The 20183-nt window shown below is 42.8% G+C and carries 18 protein-coding genes; 8 read left to right on the top strand and 10 right to left on the bottom strand.

What is annotated here, in order from left to right; translation table 11 throughout:
* The first annotated feature begins 36 nt into the window (after window positions 1-36).
* The 5 genes from AC59IL_RS28590 (at window position 37) to AC59IL_RS28570 (ending at window position 5778) form a co-directional block, all read left to right on the top strand.
* Window positions 37-234: a hypothetical protein gene (locus AC59IL_RS28590; RefSeq protein WP_496555650.1), complete on the top strand. Its 198-nt coding sequence runs from the start codon at window positions 37-39 to the stop codon at window positions 232-234.
* Window positions 235-489: 255 nt separating this feature from the next.
* On the top strand, window positions 490-861 hold the full coding sequence (locus AC59IL_RS28585) for a nuclear transport factor 2 family protein (RefSeq protein WP_496555649.1): 372 nt from the start codon (window positions 490-492) through the stop codon (window positions 859-861).
* A 73-nt stretch (window positions 862-934) separates the two neighbouring features.
* A complete protein-coding gene (locus tag AC59IL_RS28580) occupies window positions 935-1414 on the top strand; it encodes a (2Fe-2S)-binding protein (protein WP_496555648.1) in 480 nt (159 codons plus the stop codon).
* A 166-nt stretch (window positions 1415-1580) separates the two neighbouring features.
* A complete protein-coding gene (locus AC59IL_RS28575; protein WP_496555647.1) occupies window positions 1581-3752 on the top strand; it encodes a xanthine dehydrogenase family protein molybdopterin-binding subunit in 2172 nt (723 codons plus the stop codon).
* Between the two features lie 298 nt (window positions 3753-4050).
* Entirely contained in the window at window positions 4051-5778 is a 1728-nt protein-coding gene (locus tag AC59IL_RS28570; RefSeq protein ID WP_496555646.1) for a DUF2341 domain-containing protein, read from the top strand.
* Window positions 5779-5937: 159 nt separating this feature from the next.
* On the opposite strand, the gene AC59IL_RS28565 is transcribed toward AC59IL_RS28570, so the two are convergent.
* Complete coding sequence (locus AC59IL_RS28565) at window positions 5938-6603, bottom strand: NAD-dependent epimerase/dehydratase family protein (RefSeq protein ID WP_496555645.1); 666 nt, start codon at window positions 6601-6603, stop codon at window positions 5938-5940.
* A gap of 252 nt (window positions 6604-6855) precedes the next feature.
* Here AC59IL_RS28565 and AC59IL_RS28560 point away from each other — a divergent pair, with 252 nt between their 5' ends.
* Together AC59IL_RS28560 and AC59IL_RS28555 are read left to right on the top strand one after the other, a co-directional pair.
* Entirely contained in the window at window positions 6856-7803 is a 948-nt protein-coding gene (locus AC59IL_RS28560; RefSeq protein ID WP_496555644.1) for a GlxA family transcriptional regulator, read from the top strand.
* 137 nt (window positions 7804-7940) lie between these two features.
* On the top strand, window positions 7941-8735 hold the full coding sequence (locus tag AC59IL_RS28555) for a DJ-1/PfpI family protein (protein WP_496555643.1): 795 nt from the start codon (window positions 7941-7943) through the stop codon (window positions 8733-8735).
* 15 nt (window positions 8736-8750) lie between these two features.
* On the opposite strand, the gene AC59IL_RS28550 is transcribed toward AC59IL_RS28555, so the two are convergent.
* The 9 genes from AC59IL_RS28550 to AC59IL_RS28510 form a co-directional block, all read right to left on the bottom strand.
* Window positions 8751-9764: an LLM class flavin-dependent oxidoreductase gene (locus AC59IL_RS28550; RefSeq protein ID WP_496555642.1), complete on the bottom strand. Its 1014-nt coding sequence runs from the start codon at window positions 9762-9764 to the stop codon at window positions 8751-8753.
* A gap of 97 nt (window positions 9765-9861) precedes the next feature.
* A complete protein-coding gene (locus AC59IL_RS28545) occupies window positions 9862-10968 on the bottom strand; it encodes an adenylosuccinate synthetase (protein WP_496555641.1) in 1107 nt (368 codons plus the stop codon).
* Window positions 10969-10983: 15 nt separating this feature from the next.
* Window positions 10984-11898, bottom strand: a complete 915-nt coding sequence (locus tag AC59IL_RS28540) for a hypothetical protein (RefSeq protein ID WP_496555640.1) — start codon at window positions 11896-11898, stop codon at window positions 10984-10986.
* Window positions 11899-11909: 11 nt separating this feature from the next.
* Window positions 11910-12779, bottom strand: coding sequence for a hypothetical protein (locus AC59IL_RS28535; protein ID WP_496555639.1), 870 nt, complete (start codon window positions 12777-12779; stop codon window positions 11910-11912).
* A gap of 195 nt (window positions 12780-12974) precedes the next feature.
* Entirely contained in the window at window positions 12975-13916 is a 942-nt protein-coding gene (locus AC59IL_RS28530; protein ID WP_496555638.1) for an ADP-ribosylglycohydrolase family protein, read from the bottom strand.
* 1 nt (window position 13917) lies between these two features.
* Complete coding sequence (locus tag AC59IL_RS28525; RefSeq protein WP_496555637.1) at window positions 13918-14736, bottom strand: TIGR02452 family protein; 819 nt, start codon at window positions 14734-14736, stop codon at window positions 13918-13920.
* 12 nt (window positions 14737-14748) lie between these two features.
* Window positions 14749-16188: a nicotinate phosphoribosyltransferase gene (locus AC59IL_RS28520; RefSeq protein ID WP_496555636.1), complete on the bottom strand. Its 1440-nt coding sequence runs from the start codon at window positions 16186-16188 to the stop codon at window positions 14749-14751.
* A 53-nt stretch (window positions 16189-16241) separates the two neighbouring features.
* Window positions 16242-17138 (bottom strand): NUDIX domain-containing protein, encoded by an 897-nt coding sequence (locus AC59IL_RS28515; protein ID WP_496555635.1) that lies wholly within the window; start codon window positions 17136-17138, stop codon window positions 16242-16244.
* A 658-nt stretch (window positions 17139-17796) separates the two neighbouring features.
* On the bottom strand, window positions 17797-18489 hold the full coding sequence (locus AC59IL_RS28510) for an NUDIX hydrolase (RefSeq protein ID WP_496555634.1): 693 nt from the start codon (window positions 18487-18489) through the stop codon (window positions 17797-17799).
* A gap of 67 nt (window positions 18490-18556) precedes the next feature.
* Here AC59IL_RS28510 and AC59IL_RS28505 point away from each other — a divergent pair, with 67 nt between their 5' ends.
* Window positions 18557-20149 (top strand): transferase, encoded by a 1593-nt coding sequence (locus AC59IL_RS28505; RefSeq protein WP_496555633.1) that lies wholly within the window; start codon window positions 18557-18559, stop codon window positions 20147-20149.
* The last annotated feature ends 34 nt before the right edge of the window (window positions 20150-20183 follow it).

The following is a 20183-nucleotide window of genomic DNA, read 5'->3' as shown; positions in this document are numbered from 1 at the left end:
ACCTTCATTCATTCATATAAACCTAAACGTACCAAAATGAAAACTTTATTCCTGCTATTAGAACTGGCCTGCATTGTTGTAACCTGCGTTGTTAGCGCTTCCCTGTATCTGAAAGGCGAATACAATACGTCGAGTTTGCTTATACTCACCTCTCTTATTTCCCTTTCGCTGTGGGTTAAATCGAATGGCTTACTGGAAGATAAAAAGATAGATAATACCAGGCAAAACGCTTAACGCAAAACGCACAAATCACACATGGAGTATGGCATTCTGCATTAAGCGTTCAGCGTTGAGCGTTCTGCGTTCTGCGTTTAGCTTTTGTGGAAGTATCTGTTAAAAACCTTTACCATTTAATCATATACAGCATTTCCGGCTTTAGGTGTGGGTTATAAGCAACCGAACCTGAAGCCGGTATGCAGTCATGATGCCCGATGCCATTTATTTTGGTAAATTTATGCAGCCCTTTATTAAATAAAAGGGCGAAAATGTATGACACAACCGGCAAAAGGTATTTCCTATGAAGCTGCTGTGCAGCTGCTGCAAAAAGCTTATTCAGCTTTTAATGCCCGCGATATTGATGCTGTTTTAAACCTCATGCATACCGATGTAAGCTGGCCCAACGGATGGGAAGGTGGATATGTGCATGGCTATGATGAAGTGCGCGATTACTGGCAACGCCAGTGGGCTGCCATTAATCCCCATGTAGAACCAGTTTCGTTTGATGAAACGAACGACGGGCGCATTTGCGTAAACGTACACCAGGTTGTAAAAGACCTCGATGATAAAATTTTAGTCGATGGAACGGTTCAGCATATTTATACGATTGAAAATGGACTGATACATACGATGGAGATAAAATAAGCAGCCCTCCGGGTATATAATTTGCTTCCTGCTATTGTGTAACTTTTCTGTTCATTTTACGACAAACCGTTTTATGCCAGACACCATTCAATTGCAGGTCAACGGAAAAACGCATTCCGTTCAGGTTGACCCGGCAACGCCGTTATTATATGTATTAAGAAATGAGCTGCAGCTGAATGGCCCCAAATACGGCTGCGGCTTGCAGCAATGCGGCGCCTGCATGGTATTGCTGAACGGAAAAGCCGAGCCCAGCTGCATGCTACCTGTATCGGCTGCAAAAGATAAAATCATTATCACGCTCGAAGGACTGATAAAGGATGAAAATACGCTGCACCCTGTACAGGAAGCATTTGTACAGGAACAGGCAGCCCAATGCGGGTATTGCTTAAACGGTATGGTAATATCGGCAGTTGCCCTGTTAAACGAAAATTCCCGGCCCGATGATAAGGCTATTCGCGAAGGATTGTACCGCTCGCTTTGCCGCTGCGGAACGCACACACGCATCATAAGGGCCATTAAACGAGCTTCGGGACAATTGCCGGCTGATGGGTAGGCGTGGGATATTTCGCGCAAAGGCGCTAAGGCGCGAAGCGACTCTTTGCGAACTTACCTTGCTTAAAATATTTTGATGATGTGCTTTTGAAGGCCTTTTAGAATACTGAGCGATCAATTTGCGCCTTGGCGCCTTTGCGAGAAACGAATAAATCATCGACCAAACAATGAACAGAAGAAATTTCATAAAAAATACCGGTTGTCTCGCAATCGGGTTTTCATTAAGAGGCGCTGATTTCACCTATGCTTCTCCGTTGATTCAGGACCTGCCGCAGAGTATTAAAGAAAATCCGAAAATAAATGCCTGGCTCGAAATACTGGGCAACGGGCAGATACGGATATTTACCGGCAAAATTGAATTGGGACAGGGTATTCAAACAGCTATTGCACAGGTAGCCGCCGAAGAGCTGGATGTTGATGTAGACCATGTTGAAGTAGTATTGGCCGATACCGGCCGTACACCCGACGAAGGATATACCGTTGGCAGCGGTTCCATTGAACAAAGCGCCATGGCCGTTAGATATGCGGCGGCGGCAGGCCGGCAAAAATTATTGGAACTGGCGGCACAGCAGCTGGCAATTCCGGTTTCACAACTAACCATCAATAACGGAAAAATCAGCACGGTTTCGGGCAACAAAACCATCCCCTTTGCCGAAGTGCTGAATGGTAAACAAATAACAGATGAAATAAAGGGGCCTGTGGCTTTAAAAGCAAAAAGCGATTATAAGGTTGTTGGTAAAGCTATTCCACGCAAAGAGATCAGCCGTATGGTTAAAGCCCGGCCGGTTTATATACAGGACTTGCGTTTTGAGGGTATGGTGCATGCCTGCATGGTGCGTCCGCCGGTGTATGAAGCAAAATTGTTGCGTGTAGATGAAAAGGGTTTGAAAAAAAATATACCCGGCGTTTTAAAGGTGGTGGTGAACGGCAGTTTTTTAGGAGTTATAGCGCAGGACGAATACCAGGCTGTAAAAGCACAGCAGTGGTTGCGGCAGCACTGCGAATGGTCGGCCGGTGTAACATTACCGGTTGAAGCCACTAAACCTGCTTACTTTAAATCGTTGCCTGCCAAAACAGAACGTATACTCGAAGCCGGCGCTATTCCTGCAACCGGCGACGGAAATACCATCAAAGCCGCTTATTTCAAACCGTATGTGATGCATGCTTCCATAGGACCTTCCTGTGGAGTAGCTATTTATGAAAACGGCCGGTTGCATGTATGGTCGCATTCGCAGGGCGTATATCCTTTGCGCGAGGCGCTGGCAAAAATGGTAAATCTTTCAACGGATAATATACAGGTAACCGGTGTGCCCGGTTCGGGTTGTTACGGCCACAACGGGGCAGATGATGCAGCCGCCGATGCAGCCTTACTGGCCATAGCTTATCCCGGCAAACACATCAGGTTGCAGTGGACGCGCGATGATGAACATGCCTGGGAACCTTATGGCAGCGCCATGGTGATGGAGCTGTCGGCAGGTTTAACCGATTCAGGCAATATTAGCTGGTGGCAACATGATTTTTGGTCCGACACACATGTGGCCAGGCCTATGGGTATTGCTGCCAATCTGTTGCCAGCAAAATATTTATCAACCCCGTTCATTAACCGTGATGGCGGTATTTGGGGAGGGGCGCAGCGCAATTCCGAACCGTATTATACAATTTCCAATCAGCAGATAAATGCCCATTGGTTCAAAGGTCCGTTACGTGTATCGGCCTTGCGCAGCCTGGGGGCATATGCCAATGTATTCGCTATTGAATCATTTATGGACGAGCTGGCCGAAAAAGCCGGCAAGGATCCGTTTACCTTTCGCCTGATGCACCTTGACGATGATCGCGCCAAAGCGGTTATACGTAAAGTACAGGATCTTATAAAATCAGAACCTGTTGCTGCCCATACAGGAATTGGCATAGCCTTCTCACGTTATAAGAACAGCGCGTCGTATTGCGCTGCAGCTGCCAAAGTTTATGTTGAGCCTAAAGATGGCTCGGTTCATGTACAAAAAATGTGGGCTGCCATCGATGCGGGTGAAACAATAAATACCGACGGACTAAAAAATCAAACCGAGGGCGGCTTAATTCAATCTGTCAGCTGGACCCTAATGGAGCAGGTGCGGTTTGATTCAAAACATATCCTGAGTCGCGACTGGGTATCTTATCCCATATTACGATTTACCCAGATACCTGAAGTTGAGGTGGAAGTATTGAACCGGCCCACTGAAAAAGCCATGGGCGCCGGTGAAGCAGCCCAGGGACCGGCCGCTGCAGCCATCGTAAATGCCCTATACAAAGCTTGCGGAAAACGCATCCGGCATCTGCCGGTTGGATTGAAGTTGCAATAATAATTTGTTTTTCACCCTATTATGTACTTCATTAATTCTTATCATTTCTTTTTTAGTCTTCTATAGATAATGAATATGCTTAATGTAGAATAAGTGAAAGCCTGAAATGACCTATGGGCAAGCACCTACCCTGATATAAGACTTGACGTGTATCAATTTATAATGGTTTTCATTTATATTTTTTCTCTTTTATACAATTTTTCCACCATTCAATCGGTTTTATGCAATGTACCCCGTACTTCTCGTACCCGATGCACATTTGTTCTTAGTAGAAGTACGAAAAACGGTTAAGGCTCCAATGATACAGCTCAAAGTTAAACGTAGCGCTTTGAAGAAGGGATTCTTCTGCCTGCTCGTACCAATGATGTTTCCTGCGAAACATTTGTGTGCCCAGTTATCCGGGTACACGTATGGTAAAACAATTACCATTCAGGCATCGCAGGTTGCCGGAACACAAACAAACTTTCCGGTGTTGGTAAATATTACCACCGACAATAATTTAAAATCAACGGCCAATGGCGGACACGTTCAGAATGCCAATGGTTATGATATAATATTTACTTTGAACGACTGTAGCACTATATTATCGCACCAGATCGAAAAATATGATGCTACTACCGGTCAATTCGTGGCGTGGGTTAAAGTGCCTTCGATATCCAGTGCAGCCAATACAACTTTATATATGTTCTACGGAAAGTCGGGGGTATCAACCAACCCTTCTACTACCGCAGTATGGGATGCAAATTATATGGGTGTATACCATTTTAACAGCAGTGTAAACGATGCATCTTCAAACAGCCGTAACCTTACAGATAATTCAACAGCTAATTTAGCCAGCAGTAAAATAGGAGAAGGACGCCGGTTAGCCAACAGCCCTTTTGTTACTTCTAATTCAGCCAGTTTGAAGTACCTGCAATTACCCAGTCCCATATTCAGCACTGTTACCAATTTTACGTTCGAAGGTTGGGTTTACCTTGAAACCACCACTACCAACTGGGAACGCGTTTTTGATTTTGGCCGAAACACCACTTACAATATGTTTCTTACGCCTTCGACGGGTACTGGTACTACCGCTCCTACCTATATAAAACGCTTTGCCATAACCATTAACGGTAATGGATCTGAGCAACAGATATCATCCACCAGCATAACCGGTACGGCCGCCTGGCACTATTTTGTGGTTACTATCAACAACGGCACCAGTACCGGCACTTTGTATTATGATGGCGCAGTTGATCAAACCAATACCGGTATGACCCTGCGCCCACTCGATATGGGTACCGATAATTCAAATTACTTTGGCCGCTCGCAGTATACAGCCGACGAAGGGTTTTATGGCAATTTTGATGAGTTCAGAATATCGAATACCGCTCGCAGCGCCAACTGGGTAACCACATCTTACAGAAATCAAAACAGCCCTTCAACTTTTTATTCGCTTTCATCTGAAACAGCAGGTTCTGCATTGTGTTCGATATTGCCTGTTCAGCTCACCTCTTTCGAAACAGTGGCCGAACAGAACGGCTCGGTAACCATTTCCTGGGTTGCCGAACAGGAAGGGAATAATGAAAAATTCATAGTAGAAAGATCGGGCAACGGAACAACCTGGGAATCTATTAAAACTGTTGCAGGGGCTGGCAACGGACAAACAAGTTCGCACCGGTATATGGTGCAGGACCTTAACCCATTGCAACCTGTGTGTTATTATCGTTTAAAACAGGTAGCCGTTGATAATGCCATTACCTATTCATCGATCAATACGATTAAATCGAATGCACTTGAAAACAATGGGATTTTAATAAGTCCCAATCCTGCACAGCGCAGCATAAAAATTGCTTTTGCTGATATTATATCGCAGGAAACCCGCATTGAAATAACGAACAATATGGGACTGAAAATTCCGGTATCGAAGGTTGCTACTGGAAATAATATGCAGATCGATTTACCGGTATTGGCAAATGGCATTTATTTTCTGAATGTATATAATAAAGGAAATAAGTACAGTCGCAAGCTGTTAATTGTTCAATAGCGCAATTATATGTTTCGTTTCAAACTGCTAATGTTAAATCGCCAATTGCTCTGATAATTGACGTCGTTTAAAAGAGAACTGTCATTCCTGCGTTCTTAGCGCCTCCTTTGTCCCGCACCTGCGGGATCGCAAAGTGCGCTAAGTTTCGCAGCGGTACTATTATGCGGCATTTGCCAGTTTTATAATATCACTTACCCCAATAATTGGTTTTTCGTACCCCTTTATAGTTGCATTGATCATAGCCTGCCCTACTTCCTTCAGGGTACAAACACGATTTGGAAACAACGATTTGAATACCGGGTATAACCAGCCAAGCACTCTATATCCTTTGAGTGTATTTTTTAAGCCTTTTGTAGGTTTCATGAATCCCGGTCTGAACATGTATGCCTGTTTGAAAGGCAATTTCAGCAGATCATTTTCAGTTTGACCTTTTACCCGCGCCCACATCATTTTTCCGTGTTCGGTACTGTCGGTGCCGGCGCCGGAAACATAACAAAAGGTCGTGGCGGGGTTGAGTTCGGCAAGCAGGGTAGCCATGTGCATGGTAAGATCATATGTTACCCGGTGATAATCTTTTTCATTCATGCCAACCGACGATACGCCTAAACAAAAGTAACAGGCATTATATCCTTTCAGCTGTTCCCTGATGGGCAACAGGTTGTAAAAATCAGTGTGAATGATTTCCTTAAGTTTAGGATGCGAAATGCCACAGCTTCTTCTGGCAATAACCAACACCTGTTCAACATCAGCATGTAACAGGCATTCATGTAAAACCCCTTCACCTACCATGCCGGTAGCACCTGTTATAATTGCTTTAATTTTCATATTATAATTTATGATATCCTTTCGTAATTGCGGTACTTTGTTTAACCGATCGCATCGGAGATATACAACTCAGGCCCGATCGAAGTTCCCACAGATACAACCCAAAAAATACCGCATTGTTCATCACTTACCGGTTTAGTTGTGTTTGGGTATTATTGTTTGCAAAATTGTAACATACTTCAGGAAAAAAGGCCAACACGAAATAAATATAAACTCTTTTTTTTTCTGTTCATAGCACTTAGCTTTATCAATATGCAACTTACTACACGGCCGGTTGTACAATGTGTATTTGCCATTCCGCCCAAAGTGCATGTGCTCGACATATGCGGGCCCATACAAATATTTTATGAAGCGCTGGATTATGGCGCTCCCGTTAAATTATTATTTAGTAATATACATGCCAGTGAGAGTAGCATCGAAAGCAGCAGCCGTTTATATTTTTCACACCTTGAAGATTTCAATTCGTTTAATTTAAAAAAGGGCGACCTGGTGTTTATACCGGGGCTTGAATCGTACCTGTTATCTGATGAAAGTTTTTTGCACTCATCAAAACCTTTTCAAAACTGGTTAACGGAACAATACAACAAAGACGTTACCATATGCTCAATTTGTACGGGCGCTTACTTACTGGCCGAAGCAGGATTGCTGAACGATAAAGAATGCACTACTCATTGGAAGTATATTGACCGTTTTGCAAACCGGTATCCTTTGGCAAAGGTTCAGCAGAACCGCTTGTTTGTACATGCCGGTAACCTGTATACCAGCGCCGGTGTGGCTGCTGGTATCGATTTGTCGTTGTTTTTGATTGAACAATTGTTCGGGGCGCATTTTGCAGCACAAATTGCAATAGAAGTAGTGGTGTATTTGCGTCGTACGGCATTTGATCCGCAGCTCACTGCCTTTTTACAACACCGCAATCACATCAATAACCGAATTCATACCGTTCAGGATAAACTGGGCCAGTCGCTTGAAAAGAAAATAAATATCGAAGCGCTGGCCGAACAGGTACACATGAGCGCCCGAAACCTCACCCGGCTTTTTAAAAAAACAACAGGCATAACCATCGGCCAGTATATTGATCAACTGAGGCTTGAACGGGCGCGGCAAATGATGGGCGAAGGCCATACCATACAGGCTGTTGCCGAAGTATGTGGTTTAAAAAGCAGCAACCAGTTGCGCAGACTGCTTAAAAGAAACTAAGGCAACGAGGCACAAAGGCAACGAGGAATACCTTACCATCTATGCCTCTACCGTAAATTTTGTCCCGATCTGTCGCTTCATTGTCCTTATTTACCTTTCGGAGCAGTTATACCTTTATGCAGAAGAAACACCCGCTTATGAAACAGTTTTTTGTTTTGTTTTTCTGCATAATACAGATAGCCATGAGTAACTCATTATTTGCACAAACAGCTTATTATTGTGCGCCCTGTAACGGCAGTTGCGACAGCCTTACTTTTACGACACCTGGTAAATGTCCGCATTGCGGCATGACGCTGGTACAGCAAACACCTGAGGAGCATCAAAAATCCATGAACGCCAAAAGATATAAGGTTGCTTTTTATTTGCAGAATGGTGTTGAGGTGCTTGATTTTGCCGGCCCTATGGAAGTATTTGCCTATGCTCAGTTTGATGTATTTACAGTGTCGCGCACCAAAGAACCCATTGTTTCACAGGGCATATTGAAAGTTATTCCCGATTACACGATCAACGATGCTCCTGCAGCAGATATACTTGCTTTTTTTGGCGGTAATGCGGGTAACGCTGCCAATGACCCGAAAGTAATTGAATGGATAAAAGCGCAAACCAATATTTCGTATTATTTTTCGGTTTGCACAGGCGCGTTTATTTTGGGTAAGGCAGATATTTTAAATAACCTCACTGTTACCACATTTCACGAAAGTATAGAAGGCCTTAAAAAGGCAGTGCCCAATGCAAAGGTTTTGTCGGATGTACGTTTTGTAGACAATGGAAAAGTGATCACAACAGCAGGTATTTCGGCCGGTATCGATGGCGCATTACACCTGGTTGAAAAAATAAGGGGTATTGAAGCTGCCAAACGTATTGCGCAGTATATGGAGTACGACAAATGGGTGCCGCAACAGGGTCTGGTGATAGATGCTGCTAAAAAATAAAGGAGCGCATCAGCGCTAAACTATGGGCGTTAATTCAAATAATTCTGATAATAACTCATAGCTGTGAAAACGGTCCTGTTTCGTTTCGGCAAAAGTTGAAATGATGATTTCGTTTACATCGAAGCTGGTTGCCATGGCAATCAGTTTTTCTTTTACCACATCGGGCGTTCCTATAATGGTGCGTTGCCGGTTAAACAGCACCCGTTGCCATTCGTTTTCGGTGTATTTATATTGTTTTGCTACTTCATAGGTGGGTATTTCATCGAACCGGCCTTTTTCAAAACTCAGCATCCGGTAATCCATAACAGCCTGCAACTGCGCGGCTTTTTGTTCGCTTTCTGAAGTAAAAGCAAAAACGCCCACGCTGGCTTTGGATGTTTTCAATTGATTCGATGGTTTGAATCGCTGCCTGTAGGTGGCAATCGCTTCAGGTCCGCCAACGGGATTTATGAACTGTGCATAGCTTAATGCCATGCCGGCGTGAGCAGCAAGGTAAGCGCTTTCGCCGCTGCTGGTTAACATCCATAATTCAGGAACGGTATCAATCGACGGGATAGCGCGCACTTTACCCTGTACGTTATTATAACCGGGTGTATCTGTTAAATAATCCTGCAGATCGTTGATCTGTTCAATATATTCCTGCGGATCGAACGTATTGGAGGGATTTAATAATTTGGCTGTAAGTCTGTCGCCACCTGGTGCGCGGCCAACGCCCAGATCGATGCGATGCGGATACAAGGCTTCGAGCAACCTGAAATTTTCAGCAACTTTTAAAGCACTGTGATTGGGCAGCATAATGCCGCCCGAACCAAGACGAATGCGTTTACTTTCAGCGGCAAGGCGCGCTATCAGCACTTCGGGCGCAGCGCCTGCCAGCGTAATGGTATTATGATGTTCACTCAGCCAGTAGCGTGTATAACCAAGCCCGTCGGCAAAGCGAACCAGTTCAATTGATTCCTGTAAAGCCTCCGATGCATTGCTTCCTTTGCGAATGGGTGTTTGATCAAGGATGCTTAATTGTATCGACATGCATATAGTAACAGCGCAGGTTTAAAAAGGTTTAAACTGTATGAACTGAACCGGTACATGATCGGTAAGCCAAACACCGTTATCAGATAAATAAAATTCATAATGCTGCTTGTGCATGTTTTACAGGCTCCACCCTTTTTGATTCGGGTGAGCGATTAATAAAGAAATTAGAAATACCCAATGGAAATTCCAAAAATTCTGATAAAGAGATGCGTTTGTTATCAATCAATATCAGATTGTTGGTTTGATCGAGACAGGTAATAACCAGATTTTTTTTGTGCGGGTTATTGCCTGCATAAATCGAGTCTATACCAAATGCATGTTGTAATAATTCATAGGAATGGAATCCCTGCCTGAATGCTCCCTGGTATTGATGGGTTGTGTTGGTTTTATCTTCGAAACTTAATTTGTTCGATTCGTTTGGCATATAACCATTGCCATGGCGTGTTAAATACGAACGCATCACGTAATAAATATCCGGCAAAGGCAAATGCTCTTTTTTAATGATCTCCAGCGCGTTTTTTGATGTGGTATTGCTACGGGTAACATTTGGGAAAAATCCAAAATCCATATCGAGCATAATGCCCTGGGCGCCTTCGAATATAATGTGCTCATAGTTATGTTTAATTTCCGCCAATGTATTTATCGAAAGGTTTATGTGATCAATATACCATAAAAACATTTCTATTTTTTCACTGGCATCAGCGGCATTATAATAAGCGGCAATTTGTTGCAGCTTTTGCTTAAGAGCCGGCCGGTATTTCAAATCAATGGCGAACAATTTAAAAGGGGTTTGGGTGTTACGCATTATTGTAGCGCCAAACCCAACGCCCACCGAGCCATGTTTATTGGATGATTCGGTTTTTTGATTGTATTCATAATCAAAAGGCGTTGTTACCATCGATAACGGATGAAGAAAATGAACCGGATGATACCCATTTCGTATTAACGCCTGCCGCTCGTTGTAAAAAGATTTCGGGCAAAAGGTACAATACTCGCTCCAGTATGTGTGTGCCCCCTGTAATGTACCAGCGCTGAAACTGGAGAATATATGCCGGTACCCGTTGTTTTCAACGGTGTGCCCGGCATTGTGCCCTCCTGAAAATCGTACAATCAGGCTTTTTTCAGCTGAAAGAAATGCCGTTGTTATTCCTTTGCCTTCATCGCCAAAGAAAAGCCCTGTTACGATGCTTGTTTTGCTCATGTATAATTGTTGATTTTATAAAGAAATAATACCACCTTGTTTTTTAGAGGCTACATCGCTGCCTATTTTAACCAATGCGTTAGTAACCTGTTTGGCGATGGCTTTGTCGAAACCGGCAACAACATTTTTTAATTCAGCCCCCATCACCACGGCAACGGTAGAAGCAATTATTTCGGCAATGTTGTTATAGTCTTCAACGATGATAACTCTTTCCTGTAATAATTGCTTCCATTCGTTGATAATAGGCTGGCTTTGTCCTGTAACGGTTTCACGAACATGCAAATGGAAAACATGATACATTCTTTGCGCTTCGGCCAATACCTGTTCAGCTGAAAGGCCTTCGTGGAACTGATAACCCAATAAAGCGGTGAGAAAATCTTTATCGAGTTGTTCATGTACGCCTTCGTCGCCAATGGTGAACAAAAAGCCCTTCTGATTTCTTTTTTCAAAACAATCAATGGATGTGTGACGGGATGCAAACAACCAGGCCAGCGAATAGGATTCTTTATTCTGACCACCGCCACCACCTTCCAGATAAATTTTAGTGAGCCACCTGTTCAACTCGTCGGTGCCGGCTTCAAATTGCCCGGTTTGCAACGGACTTTGATCAGTATACTGATCACCAATACCGCCAAATAATACATGCGCATCGGGCACGCCGTGCGAAATAAGCGTGTTCATCAGGTGACCTAATTTATGACGGATCAACATATCGGGAATTGATCCCATGCTTCCGGTAACATCTAAAAAAACACCAATGGCAAGGCTTTCGGGGTGTGTGTCGGAATCCCTGCTTTCGCGGAACTGAACACCGTAGGGCGACATATCGCTGTCGATACTTGTATTCGAAAATACCTGTGCCCTTGTTTTTGATGAATAGCCGGCCTTTAAATTGTTATAGGCGTCGTTCGACCATCTTGAATTTCCCATACATTTAAATTTTAAAAGGTTGATGAATGAAATTTTGTTTTAAAATTTTTTCTTAATAAAGTTTTATACTGCATTAAGCACTCGTATGCATTATCGTGACTGGTCAATAAAAAATTGATGAAATCAGCATTGTGCGTTTTTCTGAATTTTACCGCGTTGCCCGATTTTTCGCCAAGCAAATAAGCGGCAATATGTTTTGCACATTCGAGGTCGGCAATCGATGTGGCTGTTTTTGTATTTATTGTTTGTAACGGATACCAGTTGCTGTACCTGCCCGATAGCGTGCGTACCCTTGCATTTTTCAGGGTAAGATGATAAAAGGAAACCACCTGTATTCCATGATTTTCAGGAATGATGAAAATGGATTCAGGATTTAATCCGCAATGAACATAGTCAACCTGCGACAAATAAGCGCAATATTCCAGTATCCTGTTTAATACCCAGTTTACATGCTCCTGTGGCAACTGCAATCCTGATAATGGAATGGCTCTTTTTTCAAAAATGAACCGGTAGGTGCCATCGGGCAACAACAAACAATCTTTAGGCAGGTATTTTTTAAAATGTACGTCTGCGTCGGATTTCATTTGCTGAAACTTTCTATAGTTGTCTACAGATGCTTTAAGATTTGGTACAGAAGATTTAAAGTCTGCCCAATATCCATTGGTCCTGAAAGGGCCCAGGTCATCTTCAAACAGTTTTCCGTTTTCGAACTCATTCTTCCAGCCATTCATTTTTGTAGTGGCTGCCGATGCACCGGCGTCGGTACAGGTGTCGGGATGAATTCGTTTTATTATATTATTGAATTCGGTTTTAAAATTGACTACGTTCAATACATCTTCAATTTTATTGGCCTTATTGATTTTACTGATCAGCGGGTTCATGGTGATGCATTATTTTTTTCATAAAAAGGAGGTATCCTTCGACTCCGCTCAGGACTCGATTCGATTATGCTCACGACTATTAGTCCGGCTTCATTGAAAGCCTGAACGAAGCTGAAGGAAGTCTTTGCAGGAAATTTAAAAGCTTAATTTAACAGCATTGCCTGTTATTGACGTGTGATGTGTTGAGGAATTTATTTACAATCCCATTGCCTTTGATAACCGGTTGCACAGATCATTTATATCGTCGCTTCTTCTGATTTCATTGACCCATTTTTCGGGTATAGATTCAAAACCATAATACAATCCTGCCAGTCCGCCGGTTACAGCTGCTGTGGTATCGGTATCGTGTCCCAGGTTTACTGCTTTTAATACAGCATCTTTATAATTATCTGTATTCATAAAACACCACATCGATGCTTTAAGCGTGTCGGCCACGTAATGTAGTGAGCAAATGGCGTCTTCGGGTTGCTTTGATATATCGCTCAACAGCAGTGGCGCCAGCAAATCCATTTCGTGTTTTGCGATGTTATTGGCGTTCAAAAAATTCCATACATTTCTGGCTGTTCTGTTATAGGCAGATTTTTTGCCGCTGCCATTTAATAACTCCAGTGCAAATTCAAGATAATAGAAACAGGCAATAACCGGCCGGATATATCCGTGCGTGATGCACGACACCTCTTTAGTTATTTCATATCTTTTTTCAATATCAAAATTCCTGATATAAAAAAGTAACGGGATTGTGCGCATCAGCGACCCGTTGCCATTGCAGGTTTCGCTGTAATTACCCGAAAGGGCAGGAGGGGTTCCGTTTTTTAATCGACCTATTGAATCTTCGGTCGATTTGCCAACGCCAAATACAATGCCTCCTGGTGTCCAATACCCTTCATAAAACCATTTTACAAAACGCTGGGCTATATCGTTCAGATCATAACCATTGCATAATGATTCGGCAATACAAAAGGTAAGCGAGCTGTCGTCGGAAAAAGTGCCGGGTGGCTGGTTGTGCTGCTTGTACCCTTCATAATCCTGCACCGGTTGCTGCTTCATTTCATTGCGGCTTTTAAATTCAACTGGCACTCCCAATGCATCACCAACTGCTACTCCGAATAAGGCTGCGTGAATAATGTTTGGTTTCATATCAAAATCTATTCCTGAACGATTCAATCATGCTTTCATTATTGGTTTTCACAGCGAAAGCAATTCGCTTAAAACAGCCGGCAAACTTTCCGGTGAGCGCTTCATGAAACAGTCCGGCAATCATGTTGGGATCGTTTCTGAAAACTCCGCAACCCCAGGCCCCCAGTATCAGTGTAGGGTGATTTTGGGCAACGCATAGTGCCAGTAATTTTTCAATACGCGCTCGCATTACTGCTTCTACCTCGCTGCTATTGGCTGCGTTTCTCTTTTGCAATTCACCTGCATTCACTGCCGGTGATGTTGCCACCGATACACACAATACTTCATCTGTAAGGTTTCCGTTTTCATTTTTAAATACTGGAACACGCGGCGACCATATCATGTGATCGGAATACAAAAAGTTTTGCTGTTCTCTGTGATAGTTGTAATATTCAGGCGCTTTGAGCAAACAGAGATACAAGCCCGATGCCCTTGCTATGCATTCTTCCTGTGCAACTGCACCACCTAAGAAACCGCCACCGGGATTTTTTGCCGAAGCAAAATTCAGGCATAGTATGTCTTTCTCACCTTCGATTGCCAGCCGGCGGGCTGCATCCAGCGTAGTTTCATTGGTTACTTCAAATGTTGTTTTTTCAGTGCCTGCAATTACAGTAGTTGACAGCAGCGAATCAAGCTGCTCAGGTGTATACAGGTTTGTGTTGTTAACTGAATACTGTATTGAATCAGCTATTTCTACTTTTTCATTTTTTGAATTATAATAGAATCCCTGTTCAATCAGCTTCAGTGTATCTTCAGCTATTGATTTGAAATTTTTGCGCATAAATTTTGTTTTTTAAACTATTTCTACTTCTTTATTTACCGTTGCCCTCTCCCTTACTTCTTCAAAACTTGTTTCATTTATCAATGCTCCATTTTCAAAAACTGTTACAAGCTGGTCGTCGTATTCGGGATGGGTTTCTTTTCTTACTGTCTGGTACCCATTTTCGGTGCGAATTAATTTCAACTGCCCGGCTTTTGAGGTTTTAAATGATTGCACCAGTTTGCCATGGTTGTCTACTTCAACTGGATGTTTTTGTACATCTACCCCTTTCCCATTCACTTCGGCATATGAACATTTAAAGGCAAACTTTTGAGTATCTCTGTCAACCTTTTGTAGCAGAGCGCCACCCATACCCAACACCAGGTTTTCGGCGCTGATGCCATTTATTTTCAGAGCGCCATAGATCAATCGTATTGTTTGCACATTAATGCCATCTCCCTGCAATACCCTTACCTGTGTCGGTAATACTTTATACCCTTTTTCATTGATGGTATAACCGAATTTGTTCAACAGTATATCAAACACCTTCAGCAGAGTAAATACCGGGTCGCCGCTATCAGGACGAATAACCAGTACGCCATCACGATTTAATACGAGGTCTTTTAATTCGGTGCCCCAGTATTCGCTGCAGGCTCTGAATATGTCGAATGAATCAGATACACAGGCCACAATACCGGTAGGGAAGGTTTTTAATATATGTTTGAATACTTCCAGCTCACCTTCTTCACCCAACAACGTACAAACCGAGTGTTCGGTAGCGGGGACTGATACGCCGTATACTTTTTGCGCATTATAATAGCGCTGAGCCAGCACGCTACCCATGATGGTATCGCTACCCATGAAACTGAGCAGGTGAGCGGCTCCACCCAGGCCGGCGCTTTCTACAGAGCTTACACCACGAAATCCAAAATCATTCAGTACAAAATCAATGGCTGGTTTCGATGCTTCTGATGCTGTTTCTTCAAAATATTCCTCAACTATTTTTCTAACTTCGCGCGACAGGGTGGCAACAGTATTGGGATACCACACCTGCATCAACAGCGTTTCTAAAAAGTTACTGAGCCAGAAACATTCGGGATCGGTATTTTCGATCGTCATCAGCACATTGTTCACCGGTACTGCCGTTCCTTCGGGAACTGCTTTTATACGAACGGGTAAACGGCCATTGTGTTTTTCAAGAATATAATCGAACTTACTGCGATCAAATACATCGTTACGACCGAACACCTGTTTTAAAAAATCATCTGCTGCATCGATCTTTTCTTTGGTGATCACTTTGCCCTCGAGATAATATTTTAAAAAATACTGCAAGCCAAAGAATACAGTTTCAGAAAATTGGCCACCCCGGCTTTCGAGGTAAGAGTAAATTTTTGTAGTACCGGGATAGTATAATTTATGGTGAGAGTATTTATAGGCGTCGGCGAGTAATACTATGTTTTCCTGCGTTTTCATAAAAAAAAGTTTGCTTGTGTTAATTAAGGGTTGTTATAAGGTGCTGTTTGTTCTTATCCATTTAAATTTTTCAGTAAAAGATTCACCAGTACGTGGTGCTCTTTGGCAATGGTTCCGTTTCGCATCATAGTTGTTAGTTCTTTTACCTGAAACCAGGCCAGTTCTTTCAAATCGTCGTTTGCCTTCGCATTACCAAAAACCCATTGCGTTTTAAATAACAGGGTCATTATTTTATCTTCCTCAGAACGATAACGCCAGTCATCTATTTTGGCCGACCCGATATATTGCATACTATTTATTTCCAAATCGCCACACTCTTCCTGCAATTCGCGTCGTGCTGCTGCTTCGTATGTTTCGTCGGTGGGGTCGGCAAAACCACCGGGAAAACGCCACTGGGGAGCATTTGGTTTTTTGCCAAGCAACACCTGCGTGTCGTTATATTTTAATACGGCAATATCAACCGTGGGATATACTTTGGCATATGTATTTTGATAGGCATAATTGATACCCATTCTGAAATCGGTTGTATCAAGTACTTTATCGCTGTTTTCATTTCGAATAACCGTAGCAGAATGCTCACCCAGCTCGGGTAAGGCAACAACCTGTAAATGTCCACTGTAGTAGGGGATAAAACAGTCGCGGCTGCCATATAATATAAATGACTCCTGCGGAAAAGTGTTTTGTAACAAGGCATCGAGTTGTTTGCTCCATGCTTCATCAGATGGGTGGTCGCTCAATGGCAACACGATCAGTTCAGGCGCATATTGTTTGAGTAATTTTTCTCTGGTATAAAAATCAAACGGATTGCGGCGGCTGCCTTTTACGGGCGAAACGCCCAGTACTACAATTACTTTATTGTGCTTAGCCCTAATTTCATTCAATAAATATTTGTGGCCTTCATGAAGGTAAGGAGTTTGGAACCTGGCGATTATGACACCTGTTGTTTTCATTTTGCGTTAATTATACGCAAATTTAATCACGGTTTTTGAAATATCCAAATTTTGCGTAAAAAACACGCAAAATAAGAATGCAAGACCTGAGAGGTCAAAACAAGGAATGTTGCATACCAGTTATTTGCATAATTGCCGCTCCGGAATTCCGGCCGGGCTCTAACAGAGTCCTGTGTCCGCTCATTTAAACGATCAAATAACCAATTTTAATAATTAGATCTTGCCAAAATTTTTCTTCCGGTCAATTTGAAGAATTAAATCGCTCAATTGAAGGATTAAATTACCGATTTGAAGAATTGAATCGCCCAATTAAAGGATTAAATCACCGATTTGAACATTGAATCGCTTAATTAAAGGATTGAATTNTCAATTAAAGGATTAAATCACCGATTTGAACATTGAATCGCTTAATTAAAGGATCAAATCATCGATTTGAAGAATTAAATCGGTCAATTAAAGCATTAAATCACCGATTTGAACATTGAATCGCTTAATTAAAGGATCAAATCACCGATTTGAAGAATTAAATCGCTCATTTGAAGGTTTAAATCATCGATTTGAAGAATTAAATGATAGCAAAGTTCTTCTTCAGGCCGATTTAAAGAATTAAATCACTCCATTTAAACGATCAAATCACCGATTTTAATAATTAAAGTCTTTAAATCTCAAAATTGATTCCCTCTTTTACCAGCTCCTGGTAACGCTTTTTATTGAACTGAAACAATTTGGAGGGGCGGCCTTTGCCTTCGCTTTTCGCATATTCATCGGTTTCATCGAGTATGCCCAGGGCCATCACTTTTTTGTAGAAGTTACGGCGGTCTATTTCGCGGTCGAGTAGAGTGATGTACAATTTTTCGAGGTCGGCAAACGGAAATTTACGATCGAGCAGTTCAAAGCCAATGGGTTGATAACGGATCTTTGCCCTGACCCGTTCAATGGCTACATGTAATATTTTTTTATGATCGAATGCTAACGGTGGAAGTGCTTTGATATTGAACCATTGCGCATTTTCGGCATCGGTACTGGCTTTCAACTGCTGAAATTGCGCCGATTTAACCAGCGCAAAATACGACACTGAAATTACCCGCTTGCGGGGATCGCGATCGGGATCGCCAAAAGTGTATAATTGTTCCAGGTAATTCACCTCTATGCCCGTTTCTTCACGCAGTTCCCGGCGCACCGCATCTTCGAGCGATTCATCGGGCAACACAAATCCGCCGGGTATTGCCCAGGCGTTTTTAAAGGGAGGGTATTTGCGTTGTATAAGCAATACCGATACGCCTTCGTTTTTGGAATATCCAAACACAATAGCGTCAACAGCCACTTTTATTTCTGAACCTGATACCGACATTAAGATGCAATATAAAACATATGCATCAATCAATGTCAAACCTTATCTTTAGCGGCAAATATGTTTCATGTACCTGTTGATTCCCGGACGCCACCAGTTACTGACCCAATTTCAGTTTCAGTACTTACAACGCCTTATACAAAATACGCTGCAAAATGAGCCTGATGTATTTGGCAACCCTGTTGGCATCAATGAAAAAATTGAAGCGGTGATTTTTGCCGTTACCTCGGCCAACCATTCCAATACCCGCCGCAATCCCTTACCATTTTATCTGCGTGCCATCAGCATTGAAGCTTTTGGCAATGAGCTCAAAATACCCACTTACATGTATGGGATTGACGACGTAGGCCAGGTGTCTAATTTTGCGCAGTATACACTCAAACGCATTCAGCACGACAGCGAGGGGCTGTTTCATTGTACGCCTCAAAACACCATTGTTATTTGCTCAACACCGGTATTGAATATGTATCGTGAGCCTGGTTTTACTATTCTGCCGGCCGAACTAAAAGATATTACTACCTGGCAATATCATACGCCCATGCCCTGGGACGTAGTGGAGCACATTGCACGATGCGCCGACTGGCAAACAGACCCATTTGTGAAACAGCATATGCATGCCAGCGCCTATAACGTATGGGCGAAATACAAGCGGGGCGAAAAAGTGCAAATGCTGTTCAGGGATGCCATGATCAGCAGCGACGGCGATTTAACCGAAACACGCGATTATAATGTATATGTACGGCAAATGGATGATATAGCCGAAATGAAATACCACGATACGGCCCATTTTATTCAACCCGGACGTATAGGCGATATCGGTTGTGCGGTAGGGTCGTGGATAAAACTGGCCTGTAAAGATGAACGTTTACGCGAGTCGGATTTTTATGGCATTGAAGTATCGCGCTATTTATATGTGGTATGCCAGCAGCGGAAAGAGAACGGTGAGTTTGTAAATCCCTTTGTGTTCTTCTCTCAAAAAAATGCGGTGACCGGCCTGGTATTCGATCCCAATTCGATGAATACCATCCATACTTCTTCACTTACCCATGAAATTGAATCGTACGGCAGCCGGAAAGACCTGCTGGCATTCATTCGCAACCGCTACGAAGAACTGGCGCCGGGTGGTATATGGATCAACCGTGATGTGGTTGGCCCCGACAACAAAGAGCAAACTATTTATTTGTGGCTGAACGACACCGACGGCAGTAACGACGATCCCTATAAAGAATTTAACGACAAAAACGAACTCGCGCAATACCTCAGCAGTTTATCAACCTACACCCGCTTTCTTCGGTTTGCCCGTGACTTCAGGCATAAAGAAGGCTATGTATTGAACCATTCCATTACAACTATCAGCAATAAAAAATACATTGTTATTTCTTTACAGGATGCCATGGAATATCTGAGCCGGAAAGATTATACCGATAACTGGCAAAGCGAAATGCATGAAACTTTTTGTTTCTGGGATTTTAATGAATGGAAAGATCATTTACGCGAAGCCGGTTTTACCATTCATCCTTCATCAAAAGCATTTACTAATGATTGGATCGTAAACAATCGCTGGAAGGGTAAGGCAGAATTATTTACGCTTGAGAGTGGAGCGTTGGTTCCGATAGATTACCCTGTTACCACCATGTTTTTGATTGGGGTGAAGGCGTGATATGAAGAATGAAAAATTAAAAATGTTAAATGAA

The organism is Niastella sp. sgz303648 (assembly GCF_059587045.1).
This window is presented reverse-complemented; position numbering and strand designations above follow the sequence as displayed.

Coding starts and splice junctions, on each gene's coding strand:
- AC59IL_RS28590 (WP_496555650.1), top strand. CDS start 37: ATGAAAACTTTATTCCTGCTATTAGAACTGGCCTGCATTGTTGTAACC.
- AC59IL_RS28585 (WP_496555649.1), top strand. CDS start 490: ATGACACAACCGGCAAAAGGTATTTCCTATGAAGCTGCTGTGCAGCTG.
- AC59IL_RS28580 (WP_496555648.1), top strand. CDS start 935: ATGCCAGACACCATTCAATTGCAGGTCAACGGAAAAACGCATTCCGTT.
- AC59IL_RS28575 (WP_496555647.1), top strand. CDS start 1,581: ATGAACAGAAGAAATTTCATAAAAAATACCGGTTGTCTCGCAATCGGG.
- AC59IL_RS28570 (WP_496555646.1), top strand. CDS start 4,051: ATGATACAGCTCAAAGTTAAACGTAGCGCTTTGAAGAAGGGATTCTTC.
- AC59IL_RS28565 (WP_496555645.1), bottom strand. CDS start 6,603: ATGAAAATTAAAGCAATTATAACAGGTGCTACCGGCATGGTAGGTGAA.
- AC59IL_RS28560 (WP_496555644.1), top strand. CDS start 6,856: ATGCAACTTACTACACGGCCGGTTGTACAATGTGTATTTGCCATTCCG.
- AC59IL_RS28555 (WP_496555643.1), top strand. CDS start 7,941: ATGAAACAGTTTTTTGTTTTGTTTTTCTGCATAATACAGATAGCCATG.
- AC59IL_RS28550 (WP_496555642.1), bottom strand. CDS start 9,764: ATGTCGATACAATTAAGCATCCTTGATCAAACACCCATTCGCAAAGGA.
- AC59IL_RS28545 (WP_496555641.1), bottom strand. CDS start 10,968: ATGAGCAAAACAAGCATCGTAACAGGGCTTTTCTTTGGCGATGAAGGC.
- AC59IL_RS28540 (WP_496555640.1), bottom strand. CDS start 11,898: ATGGGAAATTCAAGATGGTCGAACGACGCCTATAACAATTTAAAGGCC.
- AC59IL_RS28535 (WP_496555639.1), bottom strand. CDS start 12,779: ATGAACCCGCTGATCAGTAAAATCAATAAGGCCAATAAAATTGAAGAT.
- AC59IL_RS28530 (WP_496555638.1), bottom strand. CDS start 13,916: ATGAAACCAAACATTATTCACGCAGCCTTATTCGGAGTAGCAGTTGGT.
- AC59IL_RS28525 (WP_496555637.1), bottom strand. CDS start 14,736: ATGCGCAAAAATTTCAAATCAATAGCTGAAGATACACTGAAGCTGATT.
- AC59IL_RS28520 (WP_496555636.1), bottom strand. CDS start 16,188: ATGAAAACGCAGGAAAACATAGTATTACTCGCCGACGCCTATAAATAC.
- AC59IL_RS28515 (WP_496555635.1), bottom strand. CDS start 17,138: ATGAAAACAACAGGTGTCATAATCGCCAGGTTCCAAACTCCTTACCTT.
- AC59IL_RS28510 (WP_496555634.1), bottom strand. CDS start 18,489: ATGTCGGTATCAGGTTCAGAAATAAAAGTGGCTGTTGACGCTATTGTG.
- AC59IL_RS28505 (WP_496555633.1), top strand. CDS start 18,557: ATGTACCTGTTGATTCCCGGACGCCACCAGTTACTGACCCAATTTCAG.